We start from the raw sequence: 17,255 nt of genomic DNA, 5'->3' as shown, positions 1-17,255 counted from the left end.
TCGCAGACTGAATCTCGCCTTGAAACGACGGCCTTCTCGTTAACCATTGAAGCATTGTTTCGAACTCTAAGTCACGATCACAGAAACGTTGCGTTGCTTTTTCTGAAAACCCGTGTCTATTTTAGACAAAATTACACCAAATTCGAAATATCGATTCTAGACACAGGAACTCGCACGTGTCGCTACAAGTTGAGACAGACGCCGAATCCGAGGCGGTCCAGAACCTGGAACAGCTCGTCCACGACTGGTTTCTGGCAATTTTGGCCGAGCATTCCGATAAGCAAATCAATACCCTACTTGGGATAAGCAGTTCAAAGCTATGGAAATTGAAAAACGGCCATCAGCGTTTGCAAGCGGTCGAACTACTTCTGTTGCATCAGGGACTTGGCATTCCGCTGCCCAAGACCGTCAGGCCAGCAGACAACACATCTGTTCCCGTGAATGACAATTCCGACGGGCCGGCACGCCCAACAGATACAAAGAAGCTATTTGATTTTGCATATAACCGCGTCTGCGATCTGGAAAACAGAAAGCCGGCCGCCTTGCGTGCAAACGCGTTTGAGCGCCTGGAGCAGACATTTCACATTCTAAAGACTGTCCAGGGCACGCCTGAGGCTTTGGAAATTAAGGACCTTACATGAACAACAACGCAGACTTTACTGCGGAGCAATTGACATTCCTGCAGCTCTTTCACATCGCAGCCCAGTATGACTGTCTTTACATTCTGGACTTTTACTGCATGAACGAATTCGATCACGACAAGGTCACAGACCTGAGTGACAGTGAACGCCGGCACCTGGCAGAACTGGCGGAACGCGAAATCTTCGAACATGCGATCGAAAACGGCTATCGGCCAACCTTGCCTTTTAACGAGGGCGGAGAACATGAATTCCTTTGTTAAGAAGCTATCACTGGACCGGGTCGAAAGCGGCGCCGCAGGTGACGAAGCACAATTTCTCTACAAGTTTTGGCGTCAAAACGAAGGTTTCTACCTGCAGGACAGCCAGGTCACGCATCTTTCCAAGAAGCTGATGCTGTTCCGTCCGGACCTTATTCCCGACGACGTGCCCCCGGTCACGCTCATTGGAAAAGATTCGACATTCCGAAACTATTTGCCGCCGTCCGACCAACCGACGTCTTTGCCACTGGACTATCGGCGGAAAGTGGCACCCGGGTATCATGCAGCCATTCGTGGAGAGCCCTGGTACGACATTCAGCGCACCGGCGACATGATGGGCGAAGACACACCCGACCTTACTCTTGAGCGGCTGGTTTTGAAGTTTCGGACGCCGGGAGGCTTTGAGCGGATATTCTGTCTTCTATGGCTTTTGGAGGAGCACTCAGGATCTGGTCTATCATATCCAGAACATCATCACGCTCGTTTCCGGCCAGGTACAGGTCGTTATCAATCGGGATGGGTCCACCGGCCTGCCAGCGCACCGCATTTGCATGCAGGCGCGTGAAGCCACACGACCTTAGAAATCCGTCCTTGAAAACACGCTTTTCCATCCAGCCGTAGTAAAAATCCGCGTCCCATTCATCGAGCGCTTCAATCTGCGCGATGCGGTTAAGCATGCCGCCGAGATGCGAGTTCTGCCATTCCGGACGCACTTCCGTGCCCCCCATATAGACCGTGTCCCCGGTGATCTTTTCAGCAAAGCGTGGCTGCTCTTCTGCCAGCTCGACCTGTCCGCCGGTTTCTGCCGGAAAGCAGCGATAAAAATGCTTGCGCCAATAGTCCGCCAGCGTTTGTGGAGGACGGATCTGGTCAAGGCGTGCGCACACTCTGCCAACCAGTTTGTCCTTCACATCCGTCACCCCAAGCCAGAACGCCCGACCGCTGGAGAATGTCTGTGTTCGCGGAGAAAAATGTGCCTCGAGAACCTTTAACCCACTGCGTTCGGCCATTCTGTCGATCTGATCGAAGTCGTGCCCCCGGTGCAGCGTAAGACCTTGCTTTGCAAACGCGCTATCGATCGCACCCCAGGCGCGCTTCAAACGTATGGGATCGACCTCGGATCTCAGTTTGACCATATGCCCACCAGGTAACTGTTACGCTAACTTGTCCAAGAGAGAACAACCCCGCTGCTTCGGACGTGCAACTTGAATGACCGCTAAAGCTGCAATATGGCAGCAAATGACAGCGGATCGTTTTCCACGGTATCTGCGTCGCCTCATGCAATAAACAAAATACGTCTAGGGGCGCCAGAAATACCAGTATCAATGAACCTTGTGGTAAATACCGATGATCAACATTAACAGACCTTTGCCTGATTAAAGGCAGATCCTCATTGAGGCCGTCGCGATCAGAGCCAGGATGCCGGGTTTGACCGACACATTGCGCAGGGCCAGGTTTGTTGGGCACAAACCATTGAGCGCGCATGACGACCTTCATCGCGCTTTTCAGTATTTTGGGAACCATCTTTCTGGGGCAATGAGCCCGGGTCCAAGCTTTGTCCTGGTTTCCCGTATCTCGATTACCAACTCACGCGGGGATGGTCAGGCGGCAGCGCTCGGTAGGGGTGCTGGAGGTATTCTCTTTGCTTTGCTTGCTCTGTTTCAGGGCGGCCCAAGGCTCTTTCCCGGACATGAAAAGAGACACTTCCGGAAACAATGTCCAGCAAGCGATCGATGGGGCTGTTGGCTTCTCAAATGGTTCAGCGAGCGAGGTGACCCGCTCGCTGAAATTTCGTTAGCGCCCTTTCAACCTTCAGTGCTGGCCTAGCTCCGTCCGCCAACCACAATACGATCGAGGATGAGCGCACAGAACAGGATCGCAAGCCCGGCGAGGATACCCTGCCCTGCGGCTGCATATTGCAGAGCTTCCAGGACATCCTCGCCAAGGCCTTTGGCACCGATAAGCGATGCCACGACGACCATTGCAAGCGATAGGAGGATTGTCTGGTTCACGCCTGCCATGATCGTTCTGCGCGCCAGCGGCAGGTCAACACGCCAAAGAAGGTAGCGGGGGGTCGCACCAAAGGCGAGCGCAGCTTCACGCACTGTTTCTGGCACCTGCTGAAGCCCAAGAACCGTAAACCGGATAACAGGCGGGCTCCCGAAGATCATTGTGGCGACAACGCCTGCCGGCTTGCCTGAACCGATAAAGGCCACAACCGGGATCAGATACACAAAGGACGGCATGGACTGCATGAAATCCAGGATCGGACGAATGACACCGAAGACCCTTGGCCTGCGTGCACAATAGATCCCAAGCGGGATACCAAGGCTGATCGATATCAGGGCCGCCGCGCCGAGAAGCGCGATCGTGGTCATGGCCTTTTCCCAAAAATCGAGCAGACCGAGATAGGCAAGCGCAGCACCTGTGAAGATTGCAACCCGTGGCCCGGCCGATAGGTAAGCCAGCATGATGATGACAAGGGCAACAACCGGCCAAGGCGTACCGACAAGAACAACCTCAATACCGTCCAGCAGCGTGCGCATGCCAAAGGTCAGACTGTCGAAAAAGCCCCTCCCAACAGTCTTGGTCCAATCAAAAACCGTCTGCACGCCGTCACCCACACCCAGTCGCCAATTGCGATCCGTCGGGAAAGTGGCAAGGGCTGCGATGGCGTCCGGCTGGGCAAACCTGATCACCGACAACACGACGACGGCAATGGTCAGTGCTGTGGCAACCGCAAGCCTTTGGACAGACCAGCCGCTCGCCACGCTCTGATCCGAGCGCCACCTTGTGAATTGCTCTTCAAGTGTCCAGTTTGCCAACGATGCGCTTAAAAACTTGATCCCGATTAGAACAACAAGGCCAAAGGCAAGGTAGATCAGACCGCTGGAATCAGCTGCAGCGGCCGCAGCCTGCGCGTCCGCCAATGCTGTCTCCAGGGAACTGGCTGCCCGTTTAAGGCTTTCAAGCGACGACGCGCCTGACTTTTCCGCAGCGGCAATTTGCTGCTGCCGCAGATCCAGCGTTTGCGCAATCTGAGCAGCCCGTTCTCTGAGTGACCCTCCCAGATCTCCAAACAGACCGAGGCCGATTTGAATGTAGGCAAAGGTCTCAAGGACCAGAAATCCCAGGAACCAGGACCACAATCCTCGAGCACCAAACCAGATCGGACCGAGCAACCCGGCTGCAAAATTGAGAGTGAAGCAATAGCCCGGCGCCATCATCATCACGGCAAAGGTACGCTGGTAATAGTCCTGCCCGGTGCCAACGAATGTGGCAATCAACGTGTTCAGCCTGTCAGCGGTTTCAGGCCTGATATCATTTTCATCGACAACGCTCATGATATGCCCCTCATGCCTGACTGCTCTGGATAGCTCGCAGAAGCCCCGACTGGTCGATGACCCCAAGGTCCTGTCCGTTTTCCTTGACCCGGACGACCCCGGCTCCTTCCGTGCAGATCGAAATCAGATCGTTCAGATCCATGTCCGGGTGTGCCGTGCCAGCGCCTTCCGGTATCGGGCCGTTTTTGGCCTCGAACTCGGCAACCGGTTTCATGACCGCATGGGCGAAAATCATGTTGAGCTTGGAAATGCCGGCAACAAAATCTGCGACGTAATCGTCTGCCGGATTGAGAATGATTTCTTCCGGCGTACCGATCTGGACAATCTGACCGTCCTTCATGATGGCAATCCTGTTGCCAATCCGAATGGCTTCATCGAGGTCGTGAGTGATGAACATGGTCGTTTTGTTCAGCTTCGCACTCAGCTCCATGAACTGATCCTGCAACTGCTTGCGAATGAGCGGATCAAGTGCTGAGAAGGGTTCGTCCATCAACAGAATATCCGGGTCGGAGGCAATGGCGCGCGCCAGCCCGACACGCTGCTGCATGCCGCCCGACAGTTCATGCGCGTACTTGTCTTCCCAGCCGCTCAAATCGACCAGGTCCAGGACCCTGTCAGCCTCTTCCCAGCGGCGTGCTTTGCCGGTGCCACGGATTTCCAGGGGCATGGCAACATTGTCACGCACGGTTCGGTGGGGCATCAGACCGAAATTCTGAAACACCATGGCGACCCTGTGATTTCGCAACCGGCGAAGTTCAGCGGGGTTCATCTCAACCACGTCCTGGCCATTGACCAGGATGTGACCGGCTGTGGGTTCCAATAGCCGGTTTACGTGGCGCACCAAGGTCGACTTACCGGACCCGGACAACCCCATGATACAGAAAAGTTCACCCCGGTTGATCTGGAAGGTCGCATCAGCGACACCGACCACACAGTCGTATTTTTCAAGAACTTCAGCTTTTGACAGGCCCTCGGCATGAATGGCGCGCAGAGCTTCTTCGGCCCGCCCCCCAAACACTTTCCAAACAGACCTTGCATCGATTGCGATATCGTCAGACACACCTGTCTCCTTTTTCCAAAAAGGAGGCGCAGCCCCGGCGCCAACCGGCACCAGGGCGTGACCTGTGGGAGTGTTAGTTCAGGCCGAGCCAGCCATCGACAACTTCACCATTCCCATCAATCCAGGCGGCAACGACTTCATCGATCTCGCCGCCCTTGACCACGACTTCATAAGTCAGCTGCGAAAGGTGATCCGCATCCATACTGATGTTGGCAAGGAACTGCGCTGCCGCCGGATTTCTTTCGTCAAGCGACTTTGAATAGGCAACCTTGACGGTCTTGACGAGATCACCAGTCGTGATCTTCGACTTGTTGTACCAGTCGGCGTCCTGGTCCGGCTGAATGATCGTGAACTGCTCCGGATCATGCTCGGGTTCTTCAAGCATGGTGACGTCGTAAAGCGCGTGCACGTAGTGCGGCTTATAGCAATAGAACACAACACCTTTCTTCTGATCGACCGCGTCTTTCAGACGAGCATAAAAGACGGTTTCGTCTTCGGTTGTCGGCGCCAGAAATGTCTCGATGCCATAGTCCCGCACCTTGACCTTGTGCACGTTTGTCGACGCCCATCCGGAAGCACCCACCCAGATTTCTCCGGTTCCGTCGCCGTCGCCATCGAACAGCCCCTGGGCGTCCGGAGTGGCAAGATCAAAGACGGATTTGATGTTGTGCTCTTCAGCCATATAGGTCGGTGTGCAGAACCCCGTCTTGCCGGAATAGCTGCCGGCCGAAAGGGCAACGGTTCCCTTCTGATCGACATACTCGTCCGTGAACGAAGACTGGTTCGGCAGCCAGACATCTGGGTGCACGTCTATGTCGCCACGACCACCATCCATCGCGGCGAAAATGACTGCATTGGCTCCCGGAGCATATCCGACCTCACCACCGAGCCGTTTTTCGATGACCTGGCCGATCAGGTTGGCCATGATCTTGGCTCCTGGCCAGCTGGGCTCGCCCACCATGACTTTGTCCTGCGAATTCGCACCGGAAGTGCCGAGGCCGATGATCAATGTGGCCGCTAATAATGATTTCGTTCCGTATTTCATCTTTCGTTCCTCTGGTAGGTTTTGTGTACGCTCTCAGGCGCGTGCCCGCTTTCGCTGCGGGTCTATGAAAGGGATGTCGGAAACCGCAGCACCAAGACGCTTCATGCGTCCGTCAAGCTGGCCGATTTCAAGTTCTGTTCCGGTTTCGGCGTGTTCAACAGCAATCCGAGCCATGGCAATCGCATGCTCCAGCGTCGGTGACCGCGTTGCGGAAGTCACAACACCAACCTGTCGCTCGCCGGCATAAACTGGAGCCCCGTGTGACGGCACATCGTCGCTGTCGATCAAGAGGCCCTTCAGCACCCGGCGCGGTTCACGGGCATTTCTCTCAAGTGCATCTTTCCCGGTGAAGTCTTCTTTTTTGAGGTCCACCGCAAAGCCCAAACCGGCTTCATAGGCATCGATACCCGGCGCAAATTCGGCATTGCGGGCTGCGAGCCCGGCTTCGATCCGAATAATTTCCAGGGCCGCGGTTCCCATCGGGGTTATGCCGAATTCTTCACCGGCAGCCATGACCGCGTCCCAGATTTCGATCGCATCGGACTTGGCACAGAAGATTTCGTACCCGAGTTCGCCGGTATAGCCGGTGCGTGACAGCAGGAACGGCGCACCTTCACGGTCGTTCAGCCGGGCAACGGTAAGGCCGAACCATTTCATTTGGTCCAGCGAAGGGACGTGCGGTTGGGTGAAGACGATCTTTTGCAATAAATCCCGCGACTTGGGCCCTTGCAGAGCAAGGTTGGGCAAGGCATCACGATTGTCCTGAATACGGACATGCAATTCGCGGTCCCGCGCCAACGCCTCAAGGGTGCGAGCGCTTTCTTCCGATCCGCAGCACCAACGGAACAGTTCCGGGCCGAGCCGCAACAGTGTCCCATCGTCGATGACGGTTCCGCTGTCATCACACATCAAGGTATAATACGCGCGCCAGACTGCGAGCTTTTCAACGTTGCGCGTGGTGGCAAGCTGCATCAGCTTTGCAGCATCCGGTCCGATGATGTCGTATTTGCGCAGTCCGCTCATGTCCTGAACCGTGACCACTTCCCGGCAGGCCCAGTATTCGCCGAGTGTGCCATGGGAGGGAAAACTGACAGGAGCCCAGAGATTTCTTGCAGGTGCGAATTGCTGCGTCAGACACGTCAACCGCTCATGAAATGCGGAGTTCTGACTGATTGTCATCGGAGCATCTTCCTTTTCGCGATAGGCCACTGCCCTACGGATCGGTTGATCGGGCCTATAAATACGCACGTGAATATCAGTCGGGTTCCACCCGTTGATCGGGTCTATGTCATCCGGGCAGGCGGTTGATACGCAAACCATATCGGCCATCGCCTTCATGGCGACGTAGTCGCCGGGGCGCGAATGAGATTCTTCTGTCTGGATGGTGTGGTGATGTGGGTCGACCCAGGTGTTCCAGAAGAAATTGATGGCAGGCCATGCCGACCTGCGCCCAACCCCATAACGAGCCAGCGCATTGGACATGTTGTCAGAACAGTTCACATGGCCGGGAAAGCCACGCTCCTCGTACCCGCGACCCGTGCATGCGAGTCCAAATGTGTCGTGACGCCCGCATGTGTCTTGCACCACATTCAGCATAGGACGCATTTCGCGATCGTAGAATTTGTCGAACAGTCCAGGCTCAGGGTAGGAACGTCTCACCATCGAGCGTGTTGCGGTGCTGTCGATCATCCATTCCTGACCGCCATCAAGGCCGTCGGAACGGAACGCCATGAAGTCGGAGCACTGCTGTCCTTCTATATCGATGATCTGGACGATCTCGCCTTCTCGCAGCTCATAGGCGACACCTGTTCCCCGGTGCACCGTGAATTCTTCTCGGACGTCGCCGAGCGGCAAGGGCAACGGTCGCCCGACCGGAGCTGCAGGAGCGTGACTGACGGACAGGACGCCGCCGGCTGCGCCGCTGATCAGGTCATTCGTGCTTGCAGGCCTCACCAACCAGATGTCTGCAGCCTTTTCGGCTTTCAAGATCATGGGCTCAACGGATGCCTTTGGAAGATGAGCGCCAAAAGACAGTCGCTCTCCACCGCCTTGGGCCGCGACCCAGCCGCAAAATTCCGCGTTGTCAAAACTTTGAATATCGAGCTCAGAAGACGCTGATAGCCCAAGCACTGCGAGCGCTTCGTCTCCGGTCTCGGAAAAGGCGACAATCTGAAGATCACCGGCACCGGCAAAACCGTCAAAGGACAGGAGATCGCCGGGAAGCACCTTCAGGTGAACTGCCTCGCGCGGAGACAGCACATAAGTTCTGGTCTGCGTCGGTTTCCTGAAGCCGGGAAACTTTCTCCCCGGCGTCTCATGGCCAACGTTATTGAACGCGTAAAGTACTGCCTGGCTGCGCATATTAAGCATTTCCGCCATATGTAACTAGTTACATAGCTTGTTAAGACCCATCACATATGTCAAGTCTCTCTTGTTGCAGAATTTGAATTCAGGCAGTTTCGGAGGCGCATGGACAATCCCAAATACCGCAAACGCGCCAATCTCAGGGACGTTGCAAAACTGGCAAATGTTTCTGTTGCGACTGTTTCCCGTGTCCTGAATTCGCCCGACAGCGTTGCTGAAAAAACCAAGGCAGTCGTCAATGCTGCAATCACCGAACTCCGATTTGTTCCGAGTGCAGCTGCACGCGCCATCAACTCGGGACGCTCAAGGGTCGTCGGCGCATTGGTCCCGACCCTCGACCATGCGATTTTTGCGCGCTATCTGGCAGCTTTGGAACAGAAGCTATCCGAATATCGCTTGTCGCTCGTTGTGGCCACGACCAATGGTGATGCCTCCGTCGAGGCGCTAAAGGCGCAAACGCTGGTCGACATCGGCGCGGAAGGACTGATCGTCTCGGGGATCACACATGAGCCTGAACTGTTTGAACTCATTGAGCGCTGCCAACTACCAGCTGTCGCGACATCCTATTTCGATCCGGACTTCCTTCTCCCAACAATCGGTTATGACAACGCCGGTGCAGGCAGGATAGCCCTTGAATATCTTCTGTCGCTCGGCCATTCGGCGATTGCGGTCGTCCACGGTTCCCTGACCAGCAACGACCGTACGCTTGCCCGTCTCGAGGGTCTTGAGGGGCACGACACCGCGCGCATGAGTTTTTTCGAGGCGGACCTGTCCATAGAAGACGGCTGCGAAGCAGCAAACAAAATCCTTTCCCTTGAAGACAGGCCAACGGCAATCTTGTGCCTCTCAGATGTTCTGGCGACCGGCGTTCTGTATGAATTGAAGCGCCAGGAAGTTGCAGTCCCGGATGACATATCGGTCATCGGGATCGACGATCTGCCCGGATCGGCTCATACCTTCCCTGCCCTCACGACGGTGCATCTTCCGGTCGTCCGCATGGGTCATGCGACCGCAACTGCCATTTCAGAATGGATCGAAAACGGCAAAAGGCCCTCTGAACGGCTTTTCGAAACCGATCTGGTGATCCGGGAATCCACCCGCGCCAGAACTGGAATCTAGTCATGGCGGATTGTGGTTCTATGCTCAAATTTGCATTTGTGCCAACGTCGGGAAAATGTCCGTTCCAGGCATATACGAGATCAAATTGCCGAGAGCGCACGTATGCGAAATGAAAAATTGGTTGATTTTTTCATCTCATCGCGTGAAATTATTGAAGAAATTTTCACACACAGATCTTCGTGTTGAAAGACCGATGTCGTTGAAACCGCAGAAATGCGCCCATTCGGTTTTTAGAACGCATAAGATGATGAAAGAGAATAGCGAGCCGCCGGGCACAAGCAGGACCCATTTGGCTCTGACAGTGGAGAGTTCCGCTCCGCGCAAAGAACGACTGGTGTCATGACATGAATGAAGCCTTTCTGAATCCGATCCACAGCCACGAAATCGAATTGAGAGAAGGTCATGGCAACCAAACGCAGGTTTCCTTGCGAAAAAATTGTGCTCTGACGAAGAGCCCCCAAGGCAAGTCCACCAAGGACGAATTTGGCACAAAAAGTGAAAAACAGCATCGAAAGATCGGGCTTCTGCTCGTCGACGGCTATGCGTTGATGTCCGTCGCCTCGGCGACCGAACCGCTTAGGGCGGCAAATCTCCTGAGTGGGTCAGACCTTTTCAGCGTGACCTACTACTCGCACAACGCCGGCAAGGCGCGCGCAACTTGCGGCGCCTACTTTGAAACCGAGCCTCTCGGCATTCTGACCAATCAGGTGGATCTGCTTCTTGTCGTCGCCGGCAGCAACCTGGGCGATGCCGAAAACGCTGGTCTTTTTGCCCAACTGCGCAAACTCGCTGCACATGGCGTGGATCTGGGTGGTATCTCCGGAGGCGGAGCGCTTTTGGCAAAAGCCGGTTTGATGAACGAGCGGCGTTTCACGGTCCATTGGGAGCACTTCGAGGAGCTCAATGCCCTCTCCGATACCTATTATCTGGAACAGCGTTTGTTTGTGATCGACCGCAACCGGTACACCTGTGCTGGCGGGGTTGCCTCTTTGGATATGATGCTAGCGATCGTTAAATCGGAACAAGGCGCTGAACTTGCCGGCAAGGTCAGCGACTGGCTCGTGCACAGTGGCATGCGAGGCCAGGACGAACCGCTCAGATCCAGGTATCTGGGCAGCAACACAGGCGTCAACAGCTGCGTCACCGCTGCCGTTGAACTGATGGAAAGCCATGTCACCGATCTTCTGACACTTGATCAAATGGCCATGCTGGCCGGTGTCAGCTCTCGCAAGCTGCAGCGCAATTTCAAGTCGGATCTCGGTATCGGCGTGATGCGCTACTACATGGATATCCGTCTTCACAAGGCTGACGAATTGCTGCGCAAAACCAGGATGGCAGTGGCGCAGGTTGCCTTTTCTACCGGGTTTGTCGACCAGGCCCACTTTGCCCGCGTTTACAGGGAAAAATACGGGCTTTCTCCGCGGGAGCGCCGGAAAAAAACTCAGATTTCAAGGGCAGACGAACGCTCATTGGCAAATGGCAGTATTTCGGCTGCCGGTACGTTTTCCAAGATCGACCTCAGCCCGGAACTGACCTGACTGCGCCATTAGACTCAGTCTCTTGGCAGCAAATTTGCGGTATCAAAGAGTGGTCCGCAAGCGAGTTCACATGCCGCCTCCTTTCTGCGGCGTTCCATTTCAGACTGAACCTTTACCAGGGTCAAATTCGCGTTCCATCTCATAGGGTTCCACGACTGTGTCCCGTCAGGAACAGGGCTTTCTGCCGGGGATGCCTTTGAATTTCTTCCCGTCATTTGAGCTTGTGCAGACACCGTATTTCATACATATTCAAATATAAGAATTTAAATAGAGGTTTTTTAAGAGATGCCCCTGTCCCGACGTGCCTTTCTTTCAGGCTGTGCCGCATTGCCTGTGTCCCTTCAGTTTGCACAACTGGCGAAAGCTGAGCTCTCCATCGGAAACGGAGTTTTGACGACGGTTAGCGACGGACATCTGACCTTACCGGGCAGTTTTGTCTTTGAGCCAATGCCCTGGGACGAACTCGCACCTCTTTTGCAGAAGGCCGGTATTTCCGAGGCAACATTGAAACCGGATTGCAACGTTTCCCTTTACCGGGATGGAGACAAAACTGTCTTGTTCGACGTTGGCTCGGGCCCAGATTTCCAGCCCTCGGCAGGCAAGCTTCTGGAAGGTCTGGAACTGGCTGGCGTTGCGCCGGAAGATATCACCCACGTCATTTTCACGCACGCCCATCCGGATCATATCTGGGGGTTGCTGGATGAATTCGACGAACCTCTGTTTTATGACGCAACATATATGATCGGCCGCGCCGAGTGGGACTACTGGTGGGCCCCGGAAACGGTCGACACGATAGGGGAAGCGCGGGCTGCGATGGCTGTCGGCGCAAAACGCCGCTTCGAAGCCATTGAGGACTCGGTCGAATTCTTTGACGGAGGCCAGGAAGTCTTGCCGGGCATTCAGGCCGTTTCAACGCCCGGTCACACGCCGGGGCATATGAGTTTCGAGGTCCGAAGCGGAACTGAAGCTGCGCTGGTCGTCGGAGACGCCATCGGCAATCACCATGTTGCATTCATGAAGCCGGAATGGCCGAGTGGTTCCGATCAGGACGCCGAGGTCGCTGCCTCGACACGCATAGCGCTTCTGGACCGGATCATTGCCGACGACCTCAAGATTGTCGGCTTTCACTTGCCGGGTGGCGGCATGGGGCGTGTAGAACATGACGCCAAGGGATACCGCTTTTTACCGGAGGCTTTCTAATGCGTGCAATCGGACTGGTAATCTCACTTTGTCTAGCGATTTCAGCGCACGCCAGCGAAGACATTCCCGACCAGTATCCGGGATCAGCGCTCTATTCAAAGCCGGTCGAGGTGATACCTCATGTCTGGTCGGCCATTGGCGCCACCGCTCCGCCAACTTACGAAAACTCCGGTCACAACAACAATTTGAGCTTCATCGTTACCGGCGATGGAGTGATCGTCGTCAACGGCGGAGCAGCTTACATTCTTGCCGAAGCTCTCCATCAGGAAATCAAAGCCGTCACCGACCAGCCGGTAAAACTCGTTATTGATGAAAACGGCCAGGGGCATGCAATGCTCGGCAACTCCTATTGGTCGGAGCAAGGCGTACCCATTCTTGCGCATGTCGACGCTGCCCATGAAATCGAGGAGCGCGGCAACCAGATCCTCGAAAGCATGAAAAGGTATAACCGGGACAAGGCCGAAGGCACCTTTGTCGCTCCGCCAACCGAAACCTTTGAAGACACACGCATCATCGAAATGGGTGCGTTCCGCATCGAGGTTCTGCATCTGGGCCCGGCACACGGACCTGGCGACACGCAAGTCTGGTTGCCGGAACAGAGCCTTGTCATCGCGGGCGACATGGCATTCCACGAGCGCATGCTGCCGATTTTTGAGGACACGGTTGTCGCGGACTGGCTGGAAACCTGGGAAAGCGGATTTGAGGCACTGAATGCCACTTATGTCATACCGGGTCACGGCCACCCGACCAACATGGCGCAGGTCCGCCGCTACACCCGTGATTACCTGATCTACCTGCGCGGCAAGATCGGCGACCATCTTGAAGAAGGCGGCGACCTGGCCGACGCCTACTATGTGGACCAGTCACCCTATGCGCATCTGGACACGTATGAAGAACTTGCGACAAAAAACGCCGGCCGTGTCTATGAACAGATGGAGTTTGAATAGTCCGGCGGCTTAAGCGGCGACCGGACGACGAGCGAGCTCGCATCGCGTCCACAACGCTTCAAGCGCCGCGACGAGGTGAACAATATCCGAAGCAGTGTGTACGGGCGACGGCGTGATGCGCAGTCGTTCGGTGCCCTTGGGCACGGTCGGATAGTTGATCGGCTGAATGTAGATCCTGTGATCTTTCATCAACACGTCGGAAATCAGCTTGCACTTGACCGGATCACCGACCATCACCGGAATGATGTGGCTCGGATTGTCGAGATGAGGCAGTCCAATGGCATCGAAACGTCGTCTCACCTGAGCCACGTTGGTTTGCTGTTGTTGGCGCTCGACATTGCTCTTCTTCAGATGCCTTATCGATGCCGCGGCACCGGCCGCGACGGCAGGCGGTAAAGCGGTGGTAAAAATGAAACCGCTGGAGAATGAGCGCACAAAATCACAGAGTTCCGCTGAAGCCGAAATGTAGCCGCCGACAACGCCAAAAGCCTTGCCAAGCGTTCCTTCGATCACCGTCAAGCGGTTCATGAGCCCTTCCCGCTCCGCAATCCCTCCGCCGCGTGGACCGTAGAGGCCGACAGCGTGCACTTCATCGAGATAGGTCATGGCGCCATATCGGTCCGCCAGATCGCAAATGGCGGCAATCGGCGCAATATCGCCATCCATGGAATAGACGCTTTCGAACGCGATGAGCTTCGGCTGTTCAACGGGAAGCTCCGCGAGCCTGGCTTCCAGATCTTCCAGATCGTTGTGTTTCCAGATAACCTTCCGGGCGCGGCTGTGACGGATACCTTCAATCATGGAAGCGTGGTTCAAAGCGTCGGACAAAACCACGCAACCCGGAATACGAGACGCGAGCGTTCCAAGCGCCGACCAGTTCGCCACATAACCGGACGTGAACAGCAATGCTGCTTCTTTGCCATGAAGATCAGCAATTTCGGCTTCCAGCAACGTATGATCATGCGAATTGCCGGATATGTTTCTGGTTCCGCCGGCACCTGCACCGCATCTGTCAAGCGCATCATGCATCGCACTCAGCACTGCCGGATGCTGGCCCATGCCCAGATAGTCATTCGAGCACCAGATGGTGACCTCACCAGGGCCATTGTGGCAGGTCGCACTTGGGAAACTGCCACAGTGGCGTTCCAGCTCGGCAAAGGCACGATAGTTGCCGGCCTCTCGGAGCGAATTCAACTCGGATCGGAAGAAAGCGCCGTAGTCCATCAGTTGCCAACAGCCTCTGCAACGATCTGCTGCATCAGGTTCTCCACGGCCTGCATGGACCCTTCCGGATAATCCTTGTGCCCGATCATCACACCCTCATCGGTCTCCATGACGAAGATCCCATATGGACAATGCGTGATGTTCATTGGATCCTTTTCCATGACCTGCCGTGAAATCACAGCGGAGCAGAACAGGAAGATGTCCGCATTCTTGAAGATCGTTGCATCGCTGCCGACATCGGATCCGGTCCGATTGAGCATTGCCCCGACATGGCTGACATAGTCGATGACCAGCCCCTGTCCCACGATCGCGCTTTCGACCGCGAAGGTGGCATCCTCAAAAGAACCGTCGAATGGATAGGTGAAAGGCTTTTCGGCCACGGCAGCGCTGCTGAGCGCAAGGCCGAGCGTTGCAGCAAGAACGACAGTTTTCATTACTTGATCCTCTTTCGGATTGGGCAAACTTTGCCCGGAGCAGCGTCCCGGATAGCCGTTTCGACTTGGGTCCGGGACGCTGAGCTATCAGCCTACCCGAGCATGTCTGTGGTGATACCCGTGTACCAGCCCTCAGACTCCTCGTAGGTCGCCTTGCGCAGATCCGCGCTTTCACCGGTTTGAGAGATAAACCCGTCGACCTTGGCAATTTTCTCCGGTGTCGCCTCGTAAGTGGCACCGACCTTAACCCCATCGTTCGGAGCAATGAGAGACCAGCAGGTGTTGGAGAACTTCGCCGGGAAGACTTTGGAACCGGTCAGTGCCCCGCGCACGGCGTTCGCGCAAACCTTGGCCTGCGAGTTTGCCGAAAAGCCGGATTTTGGCATGTCACCCTGACTTGAGGCATCTCCGAGTACGTAAATGTCGGCATCCGCTTTTGTCGACATGTCCGCAGCGTTTACCGGAGCCCAGTTACCATCCGTTACGCCCGCCAGTTCCGCAATGCGGCCAGCCTTCATGGCCGGGATCACATTACAAACATCAACCTTCGTTTCCTCACCATCGATCGTGACCGTCATCGCGTCAGGATCAACCGAAACGTTTCCGCCACCAAATTCCTCACCGATCCAGTCGACCATTCCTTCATAGTGGTTGGCCCAGCCTTCCTGGAAAAGCGCCATCTTGGAAAACTTCGGCTTCGGATCAGCAACGATGATTTTTGCGGTCGGATTGTTCTGTTTCAGGAAGTGGGCCACCATCGAGACACGCTCATAAGGTCCTGGCGGACAGCGAAATGGATTGGGGGGTGCGACCATTGCAAACGTGCCGCCTGCCGGCATCGCCATCAGTTGCGCTTTCAAAAGCTCAGACTGCGAGCCAGCCTTGTAAGCATGCGGCATCGCGTTTTGCGCACTGAGGCCCCAACCTTCAACGGCGCCTTCCACGAAGTCGATCCCCGGGCTGAGAATAAGCTTGTCATAGGGCACAGTTCCGCCGCCCGCCAGGCTCACGGTTTTTGCATCCCGGTCCACGCCGACTGCCCAGTCATGCACAACGTTCACGCCGCCTGCGGCGAGCCCGCCATAGGTGTGCCCGATGTCTTCAATTTCCTTGAAGCCACCCAGATAGAGGTTTGAAAAGAAACACGTATAGTATTTCCGAGTCGGTTCGATCAAGGTGACATCGATTGCGCCCTTGCTGTCCTTTGCAAGGTAGCGCGCCGCAGTCGCACCACCAGCGCCTCCGCCAACGACCACCACGCGCGGTTTGCCCTGTGCCTTGACTATGGGCGCGGAAAGCGTCGCAGCCACTGCCGCCGTTGTGCCTATGAATTGCCGTCTGTTCAGTGTCATTTTATCCTCCCTAAATGCACTGTCATTGCTCGAGCGCTGAAAAATAGGCCGCCAGCGCCGCTATCTCCTCCGCGTTCAGCCGTCCCGCCATCATCTGCATCACCGGATGTGCCCGCGTCTTGTTCTTGTAGGCATGCATCGCAAGCACAAAATCTTCTTTCGGCCACAGGACAATGGATGGAATGCCGTCATTTCTGCCATCGGCCTGGTGGCAGGTCGTACATTCGCTGCTGAGATATTCGCCATATTCCGGATCGCCCTTGAGCGCGAGAATGGCCGGATCAAGGTCATGATCCGTCGGGCTCGCCGTCGGGTCCGCCTCCGGTATGTTGGCCGGGCTGTCTGAAAACGACCGCAGATAGGCAATCAGATTCAGCCGGTCCTCTGCCTTCTTGAGACCCGCGAAGCTCATACGTGTGCCGCTTGCAAGCCTGCGCGGGCTTTCCAGGAACGCATCCAGGGTATCGGCATGCCATTCCAGCCCGCCAGTTCCGGCACGCACCAGGGCCTTGGAATATCGAAAGTCCTCATGACTGGCGGCCCTGCGTCCGAAGAGACCGTTCAGATGCGGACCAATACGGTGTTTTGCGCCCTCGCCCAGCTGATGACAGCTCTTGCATTTTCTGAACACCTCTTCGCCTGCGACTGGATCACCGAATTCATCGGCAACCGCCGTTGTGCAGAAGGCGGCAAGTGCAATAGCTGAAAGGAGCTGAACGAGATGCATCGC

At 55.7% G+C, this 17,255-nt stretch carries 15 protein-coding genes and 1 pseudogene; 7 read left to right on the top strand and 9 right to left on the bottom strand.

Going from position 1 to position 17,255, the window contains the following annotated elements:
• Nucleotides 1-176 precede the first annotated feature (176 nt).
• The gene (locus tag Q0835_RS06885; protein ID WP_298819246.1) at nucleotides 177-641 is read left to right on the top strand and encodes a hypothetical protein; all 465 of its coding nucleotides are present in this window, start codon (nucleotides 177-179) and stop codon (nucleotides 639-641) included.
• Nucleotides 638-901: a hypothetical protein gene (locus Q0835_RS06880; protein WP_152500882.1), complete on the top strand. Its 264-nt coding sequence runs from the start codon at nucleotides 638-640 to the stop codon at nucleotides 899-901. Before Q0835_RS06885 ends, Q0835_RS06880 begins: the two co-directional genes overlap by 4 nt.
• Before the next feature lie 353 nt (nucleotides 902-1,254).
• Here the strand turns inward: Q0835_RS06880 and Q0835_RS06875 are convergent, their stop codons facing one another.
• Nucleotides 1,255-2,034: a hypothetical protein gene (locus tag Q0835_RS06875; protein ID WP_298819242.1), complete on the bottom strand. Its 780-nt coding sequence runs from the start codon at nucleotides 2,032-2,034 to the stop codon at nucleotides 1,255-1,257.
• Between the two features lie 347 nt (nucleotides 2,035-2,381).
• Between Q0835_RS06875 and Q0835_RS06870 the strand changes: the two are divergent.
• A pseudogene (locus Q0835_RS06870) lies at nucleotides 2,382-2,557 on the top strand (LysE family translocator); the annotation flags it as partial.
• 164 nt (nucleotides 2,558-2,721) lie between these two features.
• Here Q0835_RS06870 and Q0835_RS06865 read toward each other — a convergent pair.
• The 4 genes from Q0835_RS06865 to Q0835_RS06850 form a co-directional block, all read right to left on the bottom strand.
• Complete coding sequence (locus tag Q0835_RS06865; protein ID WP_298959662.1) at nucleotides 2,722-4,242, bottom strand: ABC transporter permease subunit; 1,521 nt, start codon at nucleotides 4,240-4,242, stop codon at nucleotides 2,722-2,724.
• A 10-nt stretch (nucleotides 4,243-4,252) separates the two neighbouring features.
• Nucleotides 4,253-5,302, bottom strand: a complete 1,050-nt coding sequence (locus Q0835_RS06860; RefSeq protein ID WP_298819238.1) for a glycine betaine/L-proline ABC transporter ATP-binding protein — start codon at nucleotides 5,300-5,302, stop codon at nucleotides 4,253-4,255.
• 73 nt (nucleotides 5,303-5,375) lie between these two features.
• On the bottom strand, nucleotides 5,376-6,347 hold the full coding sequence (locus Q0835_RS06855) for a glycine betaine ABC transporter substrate-binding protein (RefSeq protein ID WP_298819235.1): 972 nt from the start codon (nucleotides 6,345-6,347) through the stop codon (nucleotides 5,376-5,378).
• Between the two features lie 33 nt (nucleotides 6,348-6,380).
• Nucleotides 6,381-8,708: an aminomethyltransferase family protein gene (locus Q0835_RS06850; protein WP_298959659.1), complete on the bottom strand. Its 2,328-nt coding sequence runs from the start codon at nucleotides 8,706-8,708 to the stop codon at nucleotides 6,381-6,383.
• 108 nt (nucleotides 8,709-8,816) lie between these two features.
• Here Q0835_RS06850 and Q0835_RS06845 point away from each other — a divergent pair, with 108 nt between their 5' ends.
• The 4 genes from Q0835_RS06845 (at nucleotide 8,817) to Q0835_RS06830 (ending at nucleotide 13,515) form a co-directional block, all read left to right on the top strand.
• Nucleotides 8,817-9,830, top strand: coding sequence for a LacI family DNA-binding transcriptional regulator (locus Q0835_RS06845; RefSeq protein ID WP_298959657.1), 1,014 nt, complete (start codon nucleotides 8,817-8,819; stop codon nucleotides 9,828-9,830).
• Between the two features lie 344 nt (nucleotides 9,831-10,174).
• Nucleotides 10,175-11,368 carry a GlxA family transcriptional regulator gene (locus Q0835_RS06840; RefSeq protein ID WP_298819228.1) on the top strand — a complete coding sequence of 398 codons (1,194 nt, stop codon included), beginning with the start codon at nucleotides 10,175-10,177 and terminating at the stop codon, nucleotides 11,366-11,368.
• A gap of 285 nt (nucleotides 11,369-11,653) precedes the next feature.
• Nucleotides 11,654-12,568: an MBL fold metallo-hydrolase gene (locus Q0835_RS06835; RefSeq protein WP_298959655.1), complete on the top strand. Its 915-nt coding sequence runs from the start codon at nucleotides 11,654-11,656 to the stop codon at nucleotides 12,566-12,568.
• A complete protein-coding gene (locus tag Q0835_RS06830) occupies nucleotides 12,568-13,515 on the top strand; it encodes an MBL fold metallo-hydrolase (RefSeq protein WP_298959652.1) in 948 nt (315 codons plus the stop codon). Before Q0835_RS06835 ends, Q0835_RS06830 begins: the two co-directional genes overlap by 1 nt.
• Nucleotides 13,516-13,524: 9 nt before the next feature.
• Here Q0835_RS06830 and hemA read toward each other — a convergent pair whose 3' ends face one another.
• The 4 genes from hemA to Q0835_RS06810 all read right to left on the bottom strand — a co-directional run bounded on the left by hemA (nucleotide 13,525) and on the right by Q0835_RS06810 (nucleotide 17,252).
• On the bottom strand, nucleotides 13,525-14,739 hold the full coding sequence (hemA, locus tag Q0835_RS06825) for a 5-aminolevulinate synthase (RefSeq protein WP_298959650.1): 1,215 nt from the start codon (nucleotides 14,737-14,739) through the stop codon (nucleotides 13,525-13,527).
• Nucleotides 14,739-15,173, bottom strand: coding sequence for a DUF302 domain-containing protein (locus Q0835_RS06820; protein ID WP_298959648.1), 435 nt, complete (start codon nucleotides 15,171-15,173; stop codon nucleotides 14,739-14,741). Before Q0835_RS06820 ends, hemA begins: the two co-directional genes overlap by 1 nt.
• Nucleotides 15,174-15,265: 92 nt before the next feature.
• A complete protein-coding gene (locus Q0835_RS06815) occupies nucleotides 15,266-16,525 on the bottom strand; it encodes an NAD(P)/FAD-dependent oxidoreductase (RefSeq protein ID WP_298959646.1) in 1,260 nt (419 codons plus the stop codon).
• A gap of 22 nt (nucleotides 16,526-16,547) precedes the next feature.
• Nucleotides 16,548-17,252, bottom strand: a complete 705-nt coding sequence (locus tag Q0835_RS06810; RefSeq protein WP_298959644.1) for a c-type cytochrome — start codon at nucleotides 17,250-17,252, stop codon at nucleotides 16,548-16,550.
• Nucleotides 17,253-17,255 lie beyond the last annotated feature (3 nt).

It is taken from the genome of uncultured Roseibium sp. (genome assembly GCF_947499295.1).
Taxonomy (GTDB): domain Bacteria; phylum Pseudomonadota; class Alphaproteobacteria; order Rhizobiales; family Stappiaceae; genus Roseibium.
Note: the sequence above shows the minus strand (reverse complement) of the source record. Positions and strands in the feature narration are given on the sequence as shown.

What these genes read in the sequence shown, in the direction of transcription:
- Q0835_RS06880 (WP_152500882.1), top strand. Translation starts at nt 638, where the DNA reads ATGAACAACAACGCAGACTTTACTGCGGAGCAATTGACATTCCTGCAG.
- Q0835_RS06875 (WP_298819242.1), bottom strand. Translation starts at nt 2,034, where the DNA reads ATGGTCAAACTGAGATCCGAGGTCGATCCCATACGTTTGAAGCGCGCC.
- Q0835_RS06865 (WP_298959662.1), bottom strand. Translation starts at nt 4,242, where the DNA reads ATGAGCGTTGTCGATGAAAATGATATCAGGCCTGAAACCGCTGACAGG.
- Q0835_RS06855 (WP_298819235.1), bottom strand. Translation starts at nt 6,347, where the DNA reads ATGAAATACGGAACGAAATCATTATTAGCGGCCACATTGATCATCGGC.
- Q0835_RS06850 (WP_298959659.1), bottom strand. Translation starts at nt 8,708, where the DNA reads ATGCGCAGCCAGGCAGTACTTTACGCGTTCAATAACGTTGGCCATGAG.
- Q0835_RS06845 (WP_298959657.1), top strand. Translation starts at nt 8,817, where the DNA reads ATGGACAATCCCAAATACCGCAAACGCGCCAATCTCAGGGACGTTGCA.
- Q0835_RS06840 (WP_298819228.1), top strand. Translation starts at nt 10,175, where the DNA reads ATGAATGAAGCCTTTCTGAATCCGATCCACAGCCACGAAATCGAATTG.
- Q0835_RS06835 (WP_298959655.1), top strand. Translation starts at nt 11,654, where the DNA reads ATGCCCCTGTCCCGACGTGCCTTTCTTTCAGGCTGTGCCGCATTGCCT.
- Q0835_RS06830 (WP_298959652.1), top strand. Translation starts at nt 12,568, where the DNA reads ATGCGTGCAATCGGACTGGTAATCTCACTTTGTCTAGCGATTTCAGCG.
- hemA (WP_298959650.1), bottom strand. Translation starts at nt 14,739, where the DNA reads ATGGACTACGGCGCTTTCTTCCGATCCGAGTTGAATTCGCTCCGAGAG.
- Q0835_RS06820 (WP_298959648.1), bottom strand. Translation starts at nt 15,173, where the DNA reads ATGAAAACTGTCGTTCTTGCTGCAACGCTCGGCCTTGCGCTCAGCAGC.
- Q0835_RS06815 (WP_298959646.1), bottom strand. Translation starts at nt 16,525, where the DNA reads ATGACACTGAACAGACGGCAATTCATAGGCACAACGGCGGCAGTGGCT.
- Q0835_RS06810 (WP_298959644.1), bottom strand. Translation starts at nt 17,252, where the DNA reads ATGCATCTCGTTCAGCTCCTTTCAGCTATTGCACTTGCCGCCTTCTGC.